Source organism: Desulfobulbaceae bacterium DB1 (genome assembly GCA_001914235.1).
GTDB lineage: Bacteria > Desulfobacterota > Desulfobulbia > Desulfobulbales > SURF-16 > DB1.
On record MQUF01000025.1, the window covers coordinates 1 to 17,796 of the forward strand.

Below are 17,796 nucleotides of genomic sequence, written 5' to 3' on the forward strand. Positions count from 1 at the left end.
TATTTTTCTCAAAGTTTCATGCTTCGTTGTTCCCGTCCACGGGGATGGGGGTTAGTGGCAAGAGCAAGCAGGAATATTCGGTTAGCACAACCCCGTTTTGCTGGTCAATTTTAGGTTAGCACTGAGCGAGCTCGGCCAGTGTCTGTTCCCCCCTGACCGCTTCAATGGCAACTTTTGCCTTGAATGCAGAGGAATGATTTCGTCGTGGTCTCTTTGTCATGTTTTTACTCCTTTCTGTTTTTGGTGAATTTAACAGATTGGAGCAAAATTTTCACTTAACAGCCTGTCCAAATTTTCCAGACCGGCTCTTTTTCATACGGCTGTCGGTTGCGACCGCTGTTTTCCGAAATTTAAGTTTTTTCAACGCAATATTATAGTAGTATTGTTGATTAATAGCAAGTCTGAAAAGAATATGGAGGAATAAAATGAAAAAATCTCTCGGAGCGAGTACACTTGTTTATCCAACTCCGGTTTGGGTGATCGGCAGCTATGATGAAAACGGCAGGGCAAATATGATGACGGCAGCCTGGGGCGGAGTCTGCTGTTCAAAACCTCCGTGCGTGGCCGTGTCTTTGCGGGAAGCCACTTACACCCACGGATGCATCATGGCCTGCAAGGCTTTCACCGTTAATATCGGTGGTGAAAATTATGCCGAGCAGATTGATTATTTCGGTATTTGTTCCGGCCGGAACGTCGACAAAATAAGAGCCGTCGAATTGACCGCGACACGAAGCACCCTGGTTGATGCCCCCTTTCTAGGAGAATTTCCTTTGATTCTCGAATGTCGACTCAAGCAGGTGGTGGAAATCGGCCTGCATACCCAGTTCATAGGTGAGATCGTTGATGTCAAGGCAGATGCCGATATCCTCGGGGACAAGGATGTGCCGGAGATTGAGAAACTGCGACCTCTTCTTTTTTCACCCGGCCTTCGAAGATATCATGGCGTCGGCGCTGCTGTCGGCGAGGCCTTTTCCATGGGCAAGAAATTCCGGCAGCAATAAATGACGGCACGAATCGGTGTCGTCATTGACCCGGACAAATGTTCCGGCTGCGGCCAGTGCCTGCGGGTCTGTCCCGACCGTTCCCTTTCCCTGCAAAACGGCAAGGCGGTGGCCGCCGGCACCTCGTGTATCGCCTGCGGGCATTGTTGTGCGGTCTGCCCTGAACAGGCCGTTTCCGTAAAGGGAATAGACGGTCTTCTCGGTTTTGCCACGTTCCCGGAGAATGCGTCCTGGCTGCCCTGGGGAGAAACGAATGTGGCGGAACTTGTCCGTTTGATGCGCTCTCGCCGTTCGTGCCGAAACTACCTTGCCAGGCCCATGGACCGGAACATTCTTTGTGACCTGGTGAAGATCGGCATCACTGCTCCATCCGGCACCAACAGTCAGGCCTGGACGTTTACCGTGCTTGAGACCCGGGGTGAGGTGATGGCGCTGGGCAACCTTGTCGGCCGCTTTTATAAGAAACTCAACCGCAAGGCGGCAAATCCGCTGCTGCGTTTCCTGTCCCGCATTTTCATGGGAGACGTGCTCGGCAATTATTATCGCAGGTATTATCGGACCATTGCCGATGGCGTGCGGCTTTGGGAAGAAGAGGGGCAGGACCGTCTTTTTCATGGCGCGGTTTCGGTCATCCTGGTCGGGTCGCGGCACGGGGCAAGCTGCCCGGTCGAAGACGCCCTGCTCGCCACGGAAAACATGCTGCTTGGCGCCCATGCCATGGGATTGGGAACATGCCTCATCGGTTTCGCCGTTGAGGCCATGAAACGTGACAGGGCCATTCAACAGGCATTGGGGATTCCGCTGAGCGAGGAAGTTCATGCCGTTATAGCCCTCGGTTATCCGGCGGAAAAATACCGGGAGGTGGCGGGACGTAAAGAGGTTGTCTGCCGTTTTTCGAAGATAAAATGAATTATGTTTTCCCCCTTTTATGACACCTTTCTTGACAGACATCCCTGTTTTAGTATTACACTTTTAACAAGGGGTATGGTTGCATAAATTTCCGGACGGAGGAGAAGAAACGATAATGGCGGAATATGAAAAAGCAAGACAAACGGTGCTGACCCTGATGCCGGATTCCCATCTGGGAAATCTTATTGTCGCCCTTCCCGCCGTCATGTCTCTTGAAAGGCATTTCCAGCATGACGACCATTATTTGGTTTTTGATTCCGCCTTCAGGGAAATAGTCGAACCGCTCATTGAACCCTCCCGGACTTTGTTTTATCCTCGAAAAATGGCAAATGAGGGTTCCATTATTGCCCGCATGTTTGTCTATTTCAAATTTCTGCGGCAGATAAAAAAACTTCACCCTGATATCACCATTGATCTTGAGGGGGGGGCCACGTCCTCCATTCTCACCCAGGTTTCCAGGGCGGGCAGGTCATTTTCCCGCAGCAACGCCGAGCGTCCCGATGTCTATACGGACAGGGTTGTTTTGCCGCAGGGCAAGCATAAGGCCTATCATTACAAGGCGATCGCCGAGGCCACCGGCGCCTCCGGCGATGAAAGTTTTTTTTGTTTGCAGGCAACCGATGACAACAGGCTGCTTGTGGAAAAGAAACTTTCTGATGCGGGCATTAATCCGCGGGAGCCCATGATCTGCATTCATCCCGGCGGGAGCAGAAATCAGAAGTTGTGGCCCCTTGAATGTTTCGTCGAGGTGGCCGACTGGTTTGCCCGACACGGACGCCAGGTGGTTTTAATCGGCGGCGAAAGAGAAAAAAAAGCCGCGAGTCGGATCATGGCTTCTCTGGATCGTCCCGTGACGAATTTCGCCGGCACGTCCGGTTTGGGAGAGCTTCTGGCCCTGTTTGGGAAAAACAGCATTTTTGTCGGCAGCGACAGTGGTTTAATGCATATGGCCGCTGCCGCGGGATCAGCCGTTGCGGCGCTTTTTTCTTACGAGGATGAAATTGAATGGGGGCCGCGTTGTGCCAGGGCCGTTGTTTTGCGCGGCCGGGAACGGTGTCCGGATTGCAACAAAAAGGATTGTGCGGACCCGCGTTGCATCAACACCCTTTCCCCTGATGTCGTCAAACACGCTGTTGCGGCATTTCTTGAGCCATATTCGCAGAATTCTAAATAATTCCTGTTGTTTCTTGAGGGAGCATATGCAAAGCAAAAACATACCGGCTGCCCTCCTTTGCCTGGTTCTGCTCGCCTTCCCTTTTTCCGCGTCGGGCCATTTTCTTGAAATTATTCCATCAACCGACATCGTCACTGCCGGGTCAACGCAAAAAATAGATGTCAATCTGGCTTTTAGTCATCCGGGAGGGAAGGAACGTGTTCCGGAAATGGCGGCGCCGGAGCAGATTTTTGTTCTCCATGGAGGCGAAAAAACGGATTTGCAAGATCTGCTCGCCCCAGGGAAGCTTGAACGGAAATCGGCTTACGGATTTGTCGCGTCCGTGCAAAATCCGGGAGACCATGTTTTTGCCGTTGCCGCGGCTCCTTATTGGGATTCGACGGAGAAAAAGCTTATCGTGCAGTACGCCAAGGTGGTGGTCAACGGTTTTGAACGGGAAACGGGTTGGGATGAACCGATTCGTTTTCCTGTTGAAATTGATCCGCTCGTGCGTCCCTACGGGCTTTGGACCGGCAATTCGTTCCGGGGAGTTGTTAAGCACAACGGCCGTCCTGTTCCCTTTGCGGATATCGAGGTTACATATCGGAGCAGGAACGGCGAGGTAATGATTCCTGCCGAGCCGTTCAGGACCCAGGTACTGGTCGCCGATATTAACGGCGTTTTCACCTATACCATGCCCAGGGCCGGTTGGTGGGGATTTGCAGCCTTGATCGAGGGAGAGATGGTGGAGTACGAAGGCAAAAGGGTTGAGGTGGAACTGGGCGGACTCATGTGGGTCAGGTGCGTGGACATGGTAAGCCGATAAAGTCCCTTACGGAAACCCCAACCGTTTTTTGATCAACCGATATTGTAACTATCCAGGTAGATAGGCTGAAGGCTGTAGACTGAAGGAAAAGCGCCTAAAATATGTAATACGACAGTACCGGCAGCCCTATAGCCTTCAGTCTACAGTCTAAACAGCTGGATAGTTACCCGATATTTAAGTTTTTTTTGAAATATTCCGAAATGACAAGTATGAACAATAATGAAGAGTCAGAAGTGAGGAGGAACAAAAATGGATATTATTATCGGCAAGACACCCTACGTCAAAAAGGATCCGGAAAAAAAACCTGCCTATGACACTACGGACAAGAAGAAGGAACGGCGGCGTAACCGTCGTGATCGCCGTAAAAGCGTGCGCGGAGATGTCATTGTTTCCATTTCCGTACCCAATGACCGGCGGATGCATCCTGAGCGGCGCAGGGGATAAGGCACGAAGATGATGTCGCGAGTTAACCGGAATTCCCCATGGGCCAGTTTGTCAATGCACTAAATTGTCATCGGGGAGAATTGCGATCCGGTTCACCAGCAGCAGGATATTTTTTTTCATTTTCGGCGAAACGTTGATGAATTTGACCCCCATCCCACGGTCGATTTCCGGTCCGTCCAGGTTTACCCAGGCGACTTCAGCATTCACCTTGATATCTTTTGCCAGGCCGATGGCAAAATCAACCAAGACTTTTTCTCCTTTGGAAACCGGGGTGGATGTGTTGATGAACATGCCGTCCGCCGAGATGTCACGGGTAAAGGAGATGAGGTAGTCGCCTTCATGCAGAACGGTTACGTCAAACTGAACAGGAATTCGGTTGCTTTTTCTTTTTTCCTTTTTTTTGTTTTCCATAACAGGACCAAAAAAATTAACGGGATATCGATAATATAAATGTTTCTACCACATCAGTGACTGGAAAACAAAAAATATCCCGTTAGTTTTTAAAAAAAACATAGGCCGCCAGTCCGAGCAGAATAACGGCAAAAATTTTCTTGAAATTGGCGGTGGAGACGTGTTCCACCAGCCGGGCGCCGATCTGGGCGCCGGCGATGCCGCCGATACCGAGCAGGATGCCGGCCCGGTAATCGACATGAGTCAGTTTGTTATGGGCAATGACGGCGGATATGGCAATAACCAGAATCGCCATGAATGAGGTGCCCACCGCTTTTTGCGCCGTATAGCCGAGAAAAAGCAGCAGGGGGATGATGAGAAATCCGCCGCCGAGTCCGGTGAAGGCTGCACCGATGCCGACGATAAAGCCGCTGCAGATAAGAAGAAGTGATTGGGTCATGGTAAACGGTTCCTTTCCAGGCGACGATATTGGATGGCCTCGGCGATATGGCCGGAGCCGATTTCTTTTTCTCCGGCGAGATCGGCGATGGTGCGGGCGATTTTCAGGATGCGGTGATAGGCCCTGGCGGACAGGCCAAGTTGCGCCATGCCGCTTTCAAGCAGGCTGAGGGATTTTTCGTTCAGGAGGCAGAATTTTTTCAGATCGCGGCTGGTCATCTGGCTGTTGCTGAAAATTCCTTTCCTGCCCTTAAAGCGTTGTTGCTGTATTTTCCTGGCTTTTACCACCCTTTTCTTGATTTCCCCGGAGCTTTCACCCTCAACGGCTGATGCAACTTCCTGGAAGGGAACAGCCGGCACCTCAAGATGGATATCGATTCTGTCAAGTAATGGACCGGAGAGCTTTTCCGCGTAGCGTTTTATCTGCAGCGGAGTGCAGGTGCAGACGTGCCGGTTGTCGCCGAGATAACCGCAGGGACAGGGGTTTAATGCCGCCACCAGCACGAACCTGGCAGGAAAGGTGAGAGTCGACGTTGCTCTGGCAATGGTCACCTTGCCGTCTTCCAGCGGTTGCCTGAGCACCTCCAGGACGTTTTTTTTGAATTCCGGCAGTTCATCAAGAAAAAGAACGCCGTTATGGGCCAGGGAGACTTCTCCCGGACGGGGAATGTTGCCCCCGCCGATAAGCCCGGCGTCGGAAATGGTGTGATGCGGGGAGCGAAACGGCCTCTGCGGCATCAGACTGCATCTGTCGGGCAGCAGGCCGCAGACGCTGTATATCTTGGTTGTCTCCAGAGCTTCTTCAAAACTGAGATCCGGCAATATGGTCGGTAACCGTTTTGACAGCATGGTCTTGCCGGATCCCGGCGGGCCGCTCAAAAGCACATTGTGGTCACCGGCGGCCGCAACTTCCAGGGCCCGTTTGACATGCTCCTGGCCTTTGACTTCACTGAAATCAAGCTGGTAATCCTGCTGTTTGGTCAACAAGGATTCCATGTCAACCACGGCGGGGGGAATTGATTTTTTGCCGGCAAGAAAATCAACCGCCTGGTGCAGAAAACTGATGCCGATGACGTCTATTCCCGTCACCACCGCCGCTTCCGGCGCGTTGTCAACCGGAACCATGATTCCCTGGAGCCCAGCTTTGCGAGCGGCGAGAACCATGGGGAGGATGCCCGGCACAGGCCGAATGATGCCGTCCAGGGCAAGTTCGCCGACCACGGCGTACAAAGGGAGTTTGTCCGAGGGGAGTATCTCCTCGGCCGCAAGAATGCCGACGGCAATGGGAAGGTCGAACCCGGTTCCCCCCTTCTTGATGTCCGCCGGAGCAAGATTCACGGTTATCTTTTTGTTTGGAAAATCGTAGCCGCTGTTTTTGATTGCGGCCCTTACCCGATCCTTGCTTTCGCGGACGGCACCTTCGGCAAGGCCGACAGTGGAAAAGGCGGGCAGACCGAAAACGATATCCACTTCGACTTCAACCGGCAGTGCATCGACACCGAAAACAGTGCTGGTCTGCACCTTGGCGAGCATCTTCGTGTTCAGCCCTTTCCTGTCAACGCGTCATACATGGCGATGCTGAACCCGAGATAAAATGTTTTGCCGATCTGCAGAGTCGGGGCCCGCAGAGTGCCGCTGCGGCCAAGGGCTCCTTTCAGTATCTCTTCTTTGTTGTCCGAGCTGGGTGAAAATTGTTTTGTCTTGCGACCGCCGGCAATAAAAATCGTCTCTCCACCGGCAAGCAGCTTCCAGGCAGCATCCTCCTCAATCGGATTTTTTCTGGCATCAACTTCGGTTATGATTTCCGCCTTGATCTTCCCAAGAGCCTCTTGGGCTTTCGCACAGGACGCTCAGCCTTTTCTGAAATAGGCCCAATGTATTTTCATAATTTTTCTCCTGTTTTTCGCTGATAGCAATCCGCCACGAGATCACCGGGCGCAAGGGAAAAGCAACTTCGCCTTCTTCCGGGCCTCATGATTCATGCATTTATTTTTTTACCACAATACAATAAAAAAGATAAGGGATGAATGATGAGCACGGGAAAAAATGAAATACATTCAGTGATTCACAAAACAGACGAAGCCTTCCTTTCCCGGACGACGCCACGATGTGCCGTTAATTTCATGAAATGCTGAGCGCCTCACCCCGGCCCTTCTTCCAAAGGGAAAGGAAATCCGCTTTCATGCTCAGCTTGGCATCTGATGATCATCTTGAGTCATTTTGCAAGAGGCTCCGCTGTTTTCTCAATTGATCAAATGATTTGATGCCGGAGAAAAAATCAGATACGTTGAGATATGGCATTGATAAAATTCGGCTGGATTCTCCTGCGAGAGGGGCTGATCCAGAGAAACCAGATGGAGAATATTCTCAATCTCAAGGAGCGTCACCAGGACAGGCTCTTCGGGGAACTGGCATCCCATTATTTCGACGTTCCTGAAGATGAGATCGAGGACGTGTTCGCCAATCATGTACTTCTGCCTTTTTTCAAAAACTGGTTCCTTGACCAGATTCGAAAAAAGGTCAAGATCAAGGATGCGGATATGGATGAGTTCATTACCCATGTGGAGGTGACTCTGTCCGGCTTTACCCGGAAGATTATTCGGTCCACCGCTTTTGCTCAAAAAGACAAGCACTTGCATTGTGCCTCGAAGGACGTCGATCTGCGGATCAGCGGCACTCTTGCCGAGATCGTCATTCATACCTCCATAAATGAAACGCTTGTTTTTCGTGATGTTCAATTTGAGTTTAAAAGAGCGCACGAAGAAATAGCTTTGCTGAACCCCCACATTTTCACCGAAGCAAAAACCCGACTTACCCAGTTGTACAAAAAATATTCTCTTTCTTAAGCATGATAGTGAACCCAAGGTGGCGCCATGCCTGAATCGGTCAAGCTTTTCAAGCAATATCCCTTTCAGAAGGGAGACAAAATCCGTATTGTTGACGGCAAGCGCCACGGCGACTGGCTGGTTGCGGATCTTGACGAAAAAAAAGTGACGCTGCGTTGTCCTGTCAGCGGCCGTGAATTTGCCTGGGATCGGTTTTGTTATTTTGTCGAGGAAAGGGTGCAGTCGTGGCCGGAGAAATAAGCGATTGCCGCAACCAGGTTCCTTCATGATTCCGCGCTTTGCGGAATGCGGCTTTTCCCCGCTGCGGCCACTCATTTTCCGCGAAATGGATGGTGATTTCAGGGGCGGCGGCAGCACCCGGCTTACCAGTGATGAGGAAATCGACACGGGTAACGGCAATAACTGGTTTTACTGTCGATTCTGCCGGGCTCGCATCACCTCTTTTTCCCGAATGATCGAGGTCAACGGCAGTCATTGCCATGTGTTTGCCAATCCTCATGGGAAAGTTTTTGAAATCGGTTGTTTTTCCGCCGCACCCGGCTGTGTTCACCACGGAACGCCGACCAGGGAGTGTACCTGGTTTACCGGCTGTTCCTGGCGTTTTTCGCTTTGCGCTGTTTGCTCGGCCCATCTTGGCTGGCATTATCAGTCGGATCTTGCCGGTTCCTTTTGGGGACTTGTTCTTGCCAATCTCGTCAATTCGTGAATAGTCAGGTCGTTACTTGCGGGGCGGGGCATGCGGATTGCGGATTTTCCGTTATTTTTCGATTTTTCATCACGATTTTACACGTTCATCAACCCCAACAATGATACAATATCCGTAACTATCCAGCTGTTTAGACTGTAGACTGAAGGCTATAGGGCTGCCGGTACTGTCGTATTACATATTTTAGGCGCTTTTCCTTCAGTCTACAGCCTTCAGCCTATCTACCTGGATAGTTACCAATATCCACAAATTATTTTTATCATCAGTATCTTTACTCCGGCCGAAGAAACCAGGTCGGAAAGTTGAGTCACAGGAGAGTTCTCATGAAAACAGCTATGATCGGACTGGGCAGAATGGGGATGAACATGGCCCGCAGGCTTTTGCAGGGCGGGCATCAGGTGGTGGCCTATAACCGCAGTCCGGACAAAACGGAAGAAATCGTCAACGAGGGGGCGGAAGGGTGCTTTTCGCTGGAGGAACTCCCGGAAAAACTCGATTCCCCCCGGATTGTCTGGCTGATGCTGCCGGCGGGCCGGGCGGTTGACGAGCATCTGGAAAAATTACGCGGCCTGCTTGAGGCGGGTGACATCATTGTCGAGGGCGGCAACAGCCGCTATCAGGATGATCAGCGTCGGCAATCCTATCTGAAGGGAGCCGGAATTCATTATGTCGATGCCGGAGTGAGCGGCGGCATCTGGGGACTGACGGTCGGCTACTGCACCATGGTGGGCGGCGAGAAGAAGATTTTTGATTATCTGGAGCCTCTTTTTCGCACCCTGGCTCCGGCGGACGGCTACCTGTATTGCGGGCCGACCGGTGCGGGGCATTTTGTCAAGATGATTCACAACGGCATCGAGTACGGCATGATGCAGGCCTATGGTGAAGGTTTTGCCCTGCTCGAAGCGTCAGCCTTCAGCCGGCATCTTGATTTCGGCCGTATTGCTCATTTGTGGAACCAGGGCAGCGTTATCCGTTCCTGGCTGTTGGAGCTGCTCGAGGACGCCTTTGCCAAGGACCCTGATCTGGCCGAATTGAGCGGTTATGTCGAGGACTCCGGGGAAGGAAGGTGGACGGTGGAGCAGGCCATTGAAAGCAGTGTGCCGGCGCCGGTCATAACCATGGCGCTTTTTCAGCGTTTTGCTTCCCGCCGGGACAATTCCTTTGAAAACAGAGTGCTGGCCGCGCTGCGTCGGGAGTTCGGCGGCCACGCGGTAAAAGGGAAATAGTTGCTGTATTCACCCCTTGAACGCGCCAACGCGGCCAAACGTTTCGTTCCCCTGATGGTGACTTAAGGAACAACCAGTCATGAATGAAAAAATCCTTGATCCCGACGCCGGCTGTGACTGCCTGAAAGCCGGGCAACTTGAGCCGTGCACCATTGTCATTTTCGGCGCATCAGGCGATCTTGCCGCCCGCAAGCTGATCCCCGCTCTCTATCAGATGCATCTGCGCAACAGTCTGCCCGTGCCTGTGACAATCGTCGGCTGCGCCAGGAGCGACTTGACCAGTGAATCCTTTCGTGCCCGATTGCATGAAACCTGTTCCGTTGAGTGCCGATCAGGCATGTCCGGCTGGCAACGATTCGCCGCCTCTCTTTTTTACTGCCGGATAGACTATGATTCACCTGAATCGTTTCAGGGGCTTGCCGGTTTTTTGCAGGAACGTGACCGTGAAATGGGGACCGCCGGCAATTATCTTTTTGACCTTGCCTTGCCGCCGTCTCTCTATCCGGTGGTGGCCGAGCAATTGGGCCGGAGCGGGCTTTCGATCCAGCACCAAAAGAAAAGAGGCTGGTCGCGCATCGTGGTGGAAAAACCTTTCGGCCGCGACCTTGACAGCGCTCTGGCCCTTGACGCCATCCTGCACAGCCATTTCCAGGAAGACCAGATCTATCGTATCGACCATTATCTGGCCAAGGAAACAGTGCAGAATATTTTGATGTTCCGTTTTGCCAATGCCATTTTCGAGCCGGTATGGAATCGCGGTTTTATCGACTATGTCGGCATCATGGCGGCGGAAAAACTGGGGGTGGAGAACAGGGCGGGATATTACGAGCAGGCCGGTGTCATCCGGGACATGTTTCAGAATCACATGCTGCAGCTCATGTCGCTTATCGCCATGGAGCCTCCTGCCCATTTTGAGTCGGAAGGGGTGCGGGATGAAAAGGTGAAGGTCTTGCGCGCCGTTCGTCCCTTCCGTCGCAGGGAGGATGAGGTGGTGCTGGGACAGTATGGACCCGGCGAGATTGACGGCAGCCCGGTTCCCGGCTATCCGCAGGAGACGGGTGTGGCGATCGGTTCGCTCATCCCGACCTTTGCCTTGATGCATCTGTATGTGGAGAACTGGCGATGGCAGGGGGTGCCGTTTTATCTTGTTTCCGGCAAGCGCATGGCGCGGAAGGAAACCCGCATCGTTGTCCAGTTCAAGGAGATCCCCCATTCCATGTTCCGCCGGGTGATCGGGGAGGAAATTGCGGCTAATCGTCTGATTTTCGGTATCCATCCGGAAGAGGGGATCAGTCTGACCTTTCAGACCAAGAAACCCGGTTCCAGGATGTGTCTGCGCTCCATGACCATGGATTTTCGCTATGCGCAAGGGTCCGGGCTAGATGCCTATGAAAAGCTGCTGCTTGACTGTATCGTGGGTGACCGAATGCTGTTCTGGCGCCAGGACGGCATTGAACAGTCATGGAAAATCCTTACTCCGGTGCTGAACGAATGCGAACAGTGCCAAGGCCGGGAGCAGAAGCTCCACGTGTATCCGGCCGGCAGTTGGGGGCCGGATGCGGCCTCATTCTGGGTAAAAAGAATTCACGAAAGGGAAATGGTGTGAATGATGCCCCGTGACATTCCGGTGGGAAACGGTTCCCTGATGATAAATTTTGATGCGAACTACCAGCTGCGTGATATTTACTGGCCCTATGTCGGTCAGGAAAACCATACGGCGGGCAGCCCCTGCCGGTTCGGTGTCTGGGTCGACAATATGTTCCGCTGGGTCACCGATTCGGGCTGGCAACGCAGTCTTCTTTATCTCGAGGATACTCTCGTCACCGAGGTGACCCTTTTTCATCCGGATCTCGAGCTTGAACTGGTTTGTCACGATTGTGTCGATTTTCACATTAATCTCTATTTAAAAAAAATCACGGTACGCAATCACGCGGCAACAAAGCGTGAAGTTCGTCTTTTTTTCGGGCAGGATTTGCGTATCGGCGGTCATTCGGTAGGCGACTGTGCTTACTATGAATCCCAGAAACGGCTTCTTTTCCATTATAAGGGGAAACGCTGGTTTCTGGTCAGCGCTTCCCGGGGAAGGCCGGGTTCATGCGGTTCCGGGCTTGATCAGTGGGCGGTGGGGATCAAGGGGGTCGGTGACAAGGTCGGCACCTGGCTTGACGCGGAGGATGGATTGCTTTCCGGCAATCCGGTGGCCCAGGGCAGTGTTGATTCCGTAGTCGCCCTTCATTTACAGGTGCCGTCTCACGGACAGGACGAGGGGTGGTACTGGCTCGCGGTTGGCGAGGATTATTCCCAGGTAATGGAAATTCAACGAAATCTCTGCCGGCGAGGAGCTGATCCTTACCTGAACCGCACCCGGGATTACTGGCGACTTTGGGCGAACAAGGGACAAGAGGCTGTCACGTTGCCGTCCTCGCCCCTTGCCGGGCTTTATCGCCGCAGCCTGCTCATTCTCCGCTCCCAGATCGACAACAATGGCGCGATCCTTGCCGCTAATGATTTCGACATCACGGATTTCAACAGCGACACCTATTCCTATGTGTGGCCCCGGGACGGCGCACTTGTTTCATCCGCTCTCATAGATGCCGGCTACTCGGAAATAACGGGCCGCTTCTTTGCCTTCTGCCATCAGGCCATAACCCGGGAAGGATATCTGCTCCACAAATACAATCCGGACGGTTCCCTGGCTTCCAGCTGGCACGGCTGGTATCGGGAGGGTGACAAGGAACTGCCGATCCAGGAGGATGAAACCGCCCTGGTCATCTGGGCCCTGTGGAAACATTTCGACCGTTTCCGCGACATCGAGTTCATTAAACCCCATTACCGCGGCTTGATCATCCGCGCCGCCAACTGGTTGCTTTCCTTCCGGGACGAAGAAACAGGGCTGCCGTTGCCGTCCTGGGATTTGTGGGAGGAGAGGCGGGGGGTGCATGGCTGGACTGTCGGCGCCGTTTGGGCCGGTCTCGAGGCAGCGGCCAAATTTGTTCACGCCTTTGGGCAACAGGATCTGGCCGCTGAATACCGCAATGGGGCAAAGGAAATAAAGAAGGCTGCGGGGAAATATTTGTGGATGGAGAATGCCGGTCGTTTCGCCCGCATGATTAACAGGAAAAAAGAGGGTGGCTGGGAGTTTGATGCAACCCTTGATGCTTCTCTCGTAGGGTTATGGTATTTCGGTATGTTCCCGGCGGATCATCCGAAAATTGTCTCCACCATGGAAGCGGTTCGCGAACGTCTGTGGGTAAAAACAGGGGTGGGGGGAATGGCCCGTTACGAAAACGATCCCTATCATCAGGTGTCGGAGGACGTTGCACGGGTGCCGGGCAACCCGTGGTTTATTTCCACCCTGTGGCTGGCCCAATGGTATATTGTCCGGGCTGAATCAGTGGATGATCTGCAAAAGGCGTTTGATATTCTTCAGTGGACGGCGGAGCGGACCTTGAAAAGCGGCATCATGGCGGAACAGGTACATCCGTTCACCAACGAGCCGCTTTCCGTCAGCCCTTTAACCTGGAGCCATGCAACATTTGTTCAGGCCGTGCTCGAGTATCGGGATAAAAAAAGCAGGATGCAACAGAATTGATATTCGCAGGATAAACACAACCCAAAACCAAAATAAAAACCATGTCATTGCTCCTCGCCGCCGACGTCGGCGGCACCAAAACAGATCTGGCCGTTTATGACACCGCGCACGGGCTCGGAAATGCTGTTGTCGAAGCGACTTTTGCCTCCGGCAAGTACAGCTCTTTTGCTCAGCTTTTGGAGGATTTTCTCGCAGACGGGAAACTTCGGATTGACCGGGCCTGTTTTGGGGTTGCCGGGCCCGTGCTGGACAACAGGGTACGACTGACCAATCTTCCCTGGCAAATTGACGGGGATGAAATAGCCGGTAAATTCGCCATGGGCTCGGTTGTCGTGATCAATGATCTGGTGGCGCTGGGCAGCGCCATTCCTTTTTTGCAGCCGGATGATGTCCGTGTGCTGCATGCCGGGAACAGGAAGGAAAAGGGCGCCGTCGGAGTGGTGGCGCCGGGCACGGGGCTGGGTATGGCCTTTCTGGTGTGGAATGGAGCAAAGTATCAGGTCTGTCCGTCGGAAGGGGGACATGCCGGTTTTGCTCCGGGCCGGGATGATGCGGAGCTGTTCAGGTTCTTGCAGGCGCAAAACAGGGCCATAAGCATTGAATCGCTTTGTTCGGGGCAGGGACTGCCCAATATCTATGGTTTTTTGCGGGATTCAGGGCTCTTCCCTGAACCGGAATGGCTGAAAGAGGAACTGGCCGGGGCGCATGACCCGACACCTGTTATTGTCGCGGCGGCCATGGACCCGCTGCGAAAATGCCATATCTGTCGGGAGACGGTACGCAGCTTCGTGGGCATATTGGCTGATGTGTGCGGCAACCTTGCCCTAACGGTTGTCGCCACCGGCGGCATGTATATCGGTGGCGGTATCCCCCCCCGGATTCTTCCCTTTCTGCTGGAGGATGATTTTCACGGTCGTTTCGCCGGCAGGGGGAAAATGTCCGGTTTGCTCGCCGATGTTCCTGTTGCCGTTATTATAAATTCCAAGGCAGCCCTGCTGGGTGCCGCTGCGTATGGGTTGGGCAATGATGAATAAGAAAACCCTGCAACAAGCGGCCATTGTCCTTTTTGGCGCCGGCTGTGTCGCCCTTTTTTATGTTATGGGTTTGGACCGCTATCTGACCCTGCACTATCTGAAAGAGTCACAGGCCGGCTTCGCCGAACTTTACGCCGCACGCCCTTTTGCAGTTATCGCGTCCTACATGGCCGTCTACATTCTCGCCACCGCGCTTTCCCTGCCCGGCGCGGTGATCATGACCCTGGCCGGCGGGGCACTGTTTGGTCTGCTCACCGGCACGGTGATCATTTCTTTTGCCAGCACCATCGGCGCGACACTTGCCTGCATCGTTTCGCGTTTTCTGCTGCGTGACTGGGTACAAAGAAAATTCGGCGACCGGCTTGAGCCGATCAACCGGGGCATCGAGCAGGAGGGAGGATTTTATCTTTTCACCCTTCGTCTGGTGCCGGTCTTTCCCTTTTTTCTCATCAACCTGGCCATGGGCGTCACCCGTATTCCCCTGCGCCGGTATTACTGGGTGTCGCAAGTCGGCATGCTGCCGGGCACCATTGTTTATGTCAACGCCGGCAAGGAGCTTGGCAAGTTGGAATCGGTATCCGGCATACTTTCCCCCAGCCTGCTTCTTTCCTTTGCCCTGCTCGGCCTTTTCCCGATCACGGCGAAGAAAGTGTTGGGATGGATAAAAATTCGCAGGGATGTTTAAACTGTAACGGCGGCAAGGGATTGCCGCCCTCCAGCACCATGCACGGAGAGCCCGTAGGTCGGCAATCCCTTGCCGACAAAAAAACGACGACACCACGCACGATGAACCCGTAGGTCGGCAATCCCTTGCCGACAAAAAAACGACGACACCATGCACGATGAACCCGTAGGTCGGCATCCCCATGCCGACAGAACAAAGGAAAAATGAATCATGTCGAATTATCGACGTTATCATCTTCCGCATCATCCGGTGTTTGTGACGATTGTAACAAATAACCGTCGGAAAATATTTGCATCCGCAGAACGGGTCGAACTTCTACTTGTCGCAATGCGAAGGGTTAAGGTTCAATATCCCTTTCGCCATTATGCTCATGTCATTCTACCCGACCATTTGCACTGGATGTTTGAATGTGATGAAGCCTGCAATTTTTCAAAAATTGTCGGGGCGGTCAAGCGAGATGTCACATGGCGTTTGAAGGAAACGTTTACAGAAAGTAACGGCGGCAAGGAATTGCCGCCCTACGACACCATGCACGGCGAACCCGCAGGTCGGCATTCCCATTCCAGCGGATGCATACACGGTGAACAAGTAGGTCGGCAATCCTTTCCCGACATTCGTGATGGAGAGTTCTTTCCCTTATGGCAGAAAAGGTTTTATGACCACCTTATTCGCGACGAAACTGATTTTGCCAGGCATCTTGATTATGTTCATTATAATCCAGTCAAACATGGTTTCGTTGATCGTGCTGCCGATTTTGCTCATTCTTCATTTGCCGGATGGATGGATCGAGGTGTTTATTCAATTAATTGGGGTGTTGCTGAACCGGAACGGATAAAAAATATGGATTTGGAATAAACCGAGTCATGTCGGCGGCAAAGGATTGCCGCCCTACGGTCATTTGCAAGGAGAACCCGTAGGTCGGCATCCCCATGCCGACACCATGCACGATGAACCCGTAGGTCGGCAATCCCTTGCCGACAAAAAAAACGACGACACCATGCACGGAGAACCCGCAGGTCGGCTCCCCATGCCGACAAAAGGATTTTTGAAAATGACAAAATATGACTATGATCTCGGCGTGATAGGCGGCGGGGCCGCCGGACTCACCGTAACGGCCGGTGCGGCGCAATTGGGTGCAAAAACGCTGCTGATTGAAAGGGAACCTGAGCTGGGTGGCGACTGCCTGCATTATGGATGCGTGCCGAGCAAGACGCTGATCAAAACGGCCGACGTCTATCAATCCATCAAAACGGCAACCCGTTTCGGCTTGCCCGAGGTGGATATCCCACCGGTTGACTTTGCCCGGGTGAAGGAAAGAATCAAGTCGGTCATTGCCGCCATCCAGCAGCACGATTCGGTGGAGCGTTTCTGCAGGCTGGGGGCAAAGGTCGAATTCGGCGTTCCCTGTTTCGTTGATGAACACAGCGTTTCGTTAAACGGCAAAACGGTGTCCGCCCGGTCATGGGTCATTGCTACCGGTTCGTCGCCTGCCGCCGCGTCCATTCCCGGCCTTGAAACAACACCCTTCGTGACCAACAGGGAGATTTTCTCCCTCGACAGGCTGCCTTCCTCCATGGCGGTATTCGGCGCCGGTCCCATTGCCGTTGAGATGGCCCAGGCCTTCAGCCGGCTGGGGACAAAGGTAACGGTTATCCAGCGCAGCAGCCAGATACTCAGCAAGGAAGACAAGGACATGGCGGATCTCGTCATGGCGGCCATGGTCGGGGAAGGGGTGGTTTTTCATCTTAATACCAACGTGCTCGGGGTGCGCGATCTGGGAAAGGTAAAAGAGGTGAGGCTTGCCGGGCCGGACAACACCCCGTTTTGCCTCAACGTCGAAACACTGCTGGTCGCCTTGGGCAGGACGCCGAACACCGATGGCCTGGGGCTTGATAAAATTGATCTTGCCTGCGACGGGAAGGGAATTCAGGTGGACAGGCGCATGCGTACCGGCCGGAAACATATTTACGCGCCCGGCGATGTCAACGGCTCCTTTCAGTTCACCCATGCGGCGGGCTATGAGGGGGGAATCGTCGTCAGCAACGCCGTCTTCCATCTGCCCCGCAAGGCGGATTATACCTGGATGCCCTGGTGCACCTATGCCGACCCCGAGCTTGCCTCCATCGGCATGAATGAAAAGGCGGCCAAAGCCGCGGGCATCGATTACCAGGTGTGGAGCGAGGACTTTGCCGGCAACGACCGTGCCCTGACCGAGGGTGAAACCGGCAAAATCAAGATGATCCTCGATGAAAAGGAACGGCCTGTCGGCGTGCAGATCTGCGGGCCTCGAGCCGGTGAGCTGATCAGCGAGTGGGTGGCGATGTTAAACGGATCGGTTAAGCTCTCCACCCTGGCCGGGGCGGTGCATCCTTATCCGACCCTGACGGAAATCAACAAAAGGGTGACGGCAAACTATTTTTCGCCGAAAATATTTTCCGAAACAGTCAAGAAAGGGCTGAAACTCTTTTTCCAGCTCAAGGGTTCGGCCTGCGATCCGTGTTCTGATCTTGCAGGAAAATGACAAT

At 53.3% G+C, this 17,796-nt stretch carries 20 protein-coding genes and 1 pseudogene; 16 read left to right on the top strand and 5 right to left on the bottom strand.

The features are described from left to right. Positions 1 to 121 precede the first annotated feature (121 nt). Positions 122 to 220: pseudogene (locus BM485_16870) on the bottom strand (transposase). Between the two features lie 205 nt (positions 221 to 425). Here BM485_16870 and BM485_16875 point away from each other — a divergent pair. From BM485_16875 to BM485_16895, 5 genes are all read left to right on the top strand, one after another. Beyond that, complete coding sequence (locus BM485_16875; protein OKY73736.1) at positions 426 to 1,001, top strand: flavoredoxin; 576 nt, start codon at positions 426 to 428, stop codon at positions 999 to 1,001. Then, positions 1,002 to 1,910: a hypothetical protein gene (locus BM485_16880; protein ID OKY73737.1), complete on the top strand. Its 909-nt coding sequence runs from the start codon at positions 1,002 to 1,004 to the stop codon at positions 1,908 to 1,910. 115 nt (positions 1,911 to 2,025) lie between these two features. After that, entirely contained in the window at positions 2,026 to 3,084 is a 1,059-nt protein-coding gene (locus BM485_16885; protein OKY73738.1) for a hypothetical protein, read from the top strand. A 25-nt stretch (positions 3,085 to 3,109) separates the two neighbouring features. Further along, complete coding sequence (locus tag BM485_16890; protein OKY73739.1) at positions 3,110 to 3,889, top strand: hypothetical protein; 780 nt, start codon at positions 3,110 to 3,112, stop codon at positions 3,887 to 3,889. A 249-nt stretch (positions 3,890 to 4,138) separates the two neighbouring features. Further along, positions 4,139 to 4,333 carry a hypothetical protein gene (locus BM485_16895; GenBank protein ID OKY73740.1) on the top strand — a complete coding sequence of 65 codons (195 nt, stop codon included), beginning with the start codon at positions 4,139 to 4,141 and terminating at the stop codon, positions 4,331 to 4,333. Between the two features lie 51 nt (positions 4,334 to 4,384). Here BM485_16895 and BM485_16900 read toward each other — a convergent pair whose 3' ends face one another. The 4 genes from BM485_16900 to BM485_16915 form a co-directional block, all read right to left on the bottom strand. Beyond that, complete coding sequence (locus tag BM485_16900) at positions 4,385 to 4,744, bottom strand: hypothetical protein (protein OKY73741.1); 360 nt, start codon at positions 4,742 to 4,744, stop codon at positions 4,385 to 4,387. Between the two features lie 82 nt (positions 4,745 to 4,826). Further along, a complete protein-coding gene (locus tag BM485_16905) occupies positions 4,827 to 5,183 on the bottom strand; it encodes a hypothetical protein (protein OKY73742.1) in 357 nt (118 codons plus the stop codon). Next, positions 5,180 to 6,715 (bottom strand): ATP-dependent protease, encoded by a 1,536-nt coding sequence (locus BM485_16910; GenBank protein OKY73743.1) that lies wholly within the window; start codon positions 6,713 to 6,715, stop codon positions 5,180 to 5,182. The genes BM485_16905 and BM485_16910 overlap by 4 nt, the downstream gene beginning before the upstream one ends. A gap of 8 nt (positions 6,716 to 6,723) precedes the next feature. Beyond that, positions 6,724 to 6,906, bottom strand: a complete 183-nt coding sequence (locus tag BM485_16915) for a hypothetical protein (GenBank protein OKY73811.1) — start codon at positions 6,904 to 6,906, stop codon at positions 6,724 to 6,726. Between BM485_16915 and BM485_16920 the strand changes: the two genes are divergently transcribed. The 11 genes from BM485_16920 to BM485_16970 all read left to right on the top strand — a co-directional run bounded on the left by BM485_16920 (position 6,874) and on the right by BM485_16970 (position 17,792). Continuing rightward, a complete protein-coding gene (locus BM485_16920) occupies positions 6,874 to 7,092 on the top strand; it encodes a hypothetical protein (GenBank protein ID OKY73744.1) in 219 nt (72 codons plus the stop codon). The two genes, BM485_16915 and BM485_16920, sit on opposite strands and share 33 nt — an antisense overlap. A 384-nt stretch (positions 7,093 to 7,476) precedes the next feature. Then, a complete protein-coding gene (locus tag BM485_16925; GenBank protein ID OKY73745.1) occupies positions 7,477 to 8,028 on the top strand; it encodes a hypothetical protein in 552 nt (183 codons plus the stop codon). A 27-nt stretch (positions 8,029 to 8,055) separates the two neighbouring features. Further along, entirely contained in the window at positions 8,056 to 8,268 is a 213-nt protein-coding gene (locus BM485_16930) for a hypothetical protein (protein OKY73746.1), read from the top strand. Between the two features lie 25 nt (positions 8,269 to 8,293). After that, a complete protein-coding gene (locus BM485_16935) occupies positions 8,294 to 8,734 on the top strand; it encodes a hypothetical protein (protein ID OKY73747.1) in 441 nt (146 codons plus the stop codon). 323 nt (positions 8,735 to 9,057) lie between these two features. Further along, positions 9,058 to 9,960 carry a 6-phosphogluconate dehydrogenase (decarboxylating) gene (locus BM485_16940; protein OKY73748.1) on the top strand — a complete coding sequence of 301 codons (903 nt, stop codon included), beginning with the start codon at positions 9,058 to 9,060 and terminating at the stop codon, positions 9,958 to 9,960. A gap of 79 nt (positions 9,961 to 10,039) precedes the next feature. Then, positions 10,040 to 11,566, top strand: a complete 1,527-nt coding sequence (locus BM485_16945; protein ID OKY73749.1) for a glucose-6-phosphate dehydrogenase — start codon at positions 10,040 to 10,042, stop codon at positions 11,564 to 11,566. A 3-nt stretch (positions 11,567 to 11,569) separates the two neighbouring features. Then, positions 11,570 to 13,552, top strand: a complete 1,983-nt coding sequence (locus BM485_16950) for a hypothetical protein (protein OKY73812.1) — start codon at positions 11,570 to 11,572, stop codon at positions 13,550 to 13,552. Between the two features lie 47 nt (positions 13,553 to 13,599). After that, positions 13,600 to 14,586: a glucokinase gene (locus tag BM485_16955; GenBank protein OKY73813.1), complete on the top strand. Its 987-nt coding sequence runs from the start codon at positions 13,600 to 13,602 to the stop codon at positions 14,584 to 14,586. After that, the gene (locus BM485_16960; protein OKY73814.1) at positions 14,579 to 15,271 is read left to right on the top strand and encodes a TVP38/TMEM64 family protein; all 693 of its coding nucleotides are present in this window, start codon (positions 14,579 to 14,581) and stop codon (positions 15,269 to 15,271) included. The genes BM485_16955 and BM485_16960 overlap by 8 nt, the downstream gene beginning before the upstream one ends. A gap of 210 nt (positions 15,272 to 15,481) precedes the next feature. Then, on the top strand, positions 15,482 to 16,126 hold the full coding sequence (locus BM485_16965; GenBank protein ID OKY73750.1) for a hypothetical protein: 645 nt from the start codon (positions 15,482 to 15,484) through the stop codon (positions 16,124 to 16,126). Positions 16,127 to 16,322: 196 nt separating this feature from the next. Then, positions 16,323 to 17,792, top strand: a complete 1,470-nt coding sequence (locus BM485_16970) for a mercuric reductase (GenBank protein ID OKY73815.1) — start codon at positions 16,323 to 16,325, stop codon at positions 17,790 to 17,792. Positions 17,793 to 17,796: the final 4 nt, after the last annotated feature.

Bases quoted from the DNA above. Each gene is read 5' to 3' on its own strand.
- BM485_16925 (OKY73745.1), top strand. From the start codon at position 7,477: ATGGCATTGATAAAATTCGGCTGGATTCTCCTGCGAGAGGGGCTGATC.
- BM485_16930 (OKY73746.1), top strand. From the start codon at position 8,056: ATGCCTGAATCGGTCAAGCTTTTCAAGCAATATCCCTTTCAGAAGGGA.
- BM485_16895 (OKY73740.1), top strand. From the start codon at position 4,139: ATGGATATTATTATCGGCAAGACACCCTACGTCAAAAAGGATCCGGAA.
- BM485_16875 (OKY73736.1), top strand. From the start codon at position 426: ATGAAAAAATCTCTCGGAGCGAGTACACTTGTTTATCCAACTCCGGTT.
- BM485_16890 (OKY73739.1), top strand. From the start codon at position 3,110: ATGCAAAGCAAAAACATACCGGCTGCCCTCCTTTGCCTGGTTCTGCTC.
- BM485_16970 (OKY73815.1), top strand. From the start codon at position 16,323: ATGACAAAATATGACTATGATCTCGGCGTGATAGGCGGCGGGGCCGCC.
- BM485_16905 (OKY73742.1), bottom strand. From the start codon at position 5,183: ATGACCCAATCACTTCTTCTTATCTGCAGCGGCTTTATCGTCGGCATC.
- BM485_16940 (OKY73748.1), top strand. From the start codon at position 9,058: ATGAAAACAGCTATGATCGGACTGGGCAGAATGGGGATGAACATGGCC.
- BM485_16910 (OKY73743.1), bottom strand. From the start codon at position 6,715: ATGCTCGCCAAGGTGCAGACCAGCACTGTTTTCGGTGTCGATGCACTG.
- BM485_16950 (OKY73812.1), top strand. From the start codon at position 11,570: ATGCCCCGTGACATTCCGGTGGGAAACGGTTCCCTGATGATAAATTTT.
- BM485_16965 (OKY73750.1), top strand. From the start codon at position 15,482: ATGTCGAATTATCGACGTTATCATCTTCCGCATCATCCGGTGTTTGTG.
- BM485_16885 (OKY73738.1), top strand. From the start codon at position 2,026: ATGGCGGAATATGAAAAAGCAAGACAAACGGTGCTGACCCTGATGCCG.
- BM485_16935 (OKY73747.1), top strand. From the start codon at position 8,294: ATGATTCCGCGCTTTGCGGAATGCGGCTTTTCCCCGCTGCGGCCACTC.
- BM485_16880 (OKY73737.1), top strand. From the start codon at position 1,002: ATGACGGCACGAATCGGTGTCGTCATTGACCCGGACAAATGTTCCGGC.
- BM485_16960 (OKY73814.1), top strand. From the start codon at position 14,579: ATGAATAAGAAAACCCTGCAACAAGCGGCCATTGTCCTTTTTGGCGCC.
- BM485_16900 (OKY73741.1), bottom strand. From the start codon at position 4,744: ATGGAAAACAAAAAAAAGGAAAAAAGAAAAAGCAACCGAATTCCTGTT.
- BM485_16945 (OKY73749.1), top strand. From the start codon at position 10,040: ATGAATGAAAAAATCCTTGATCCCGACGCCGGCTGTGACTGCCTGAAA.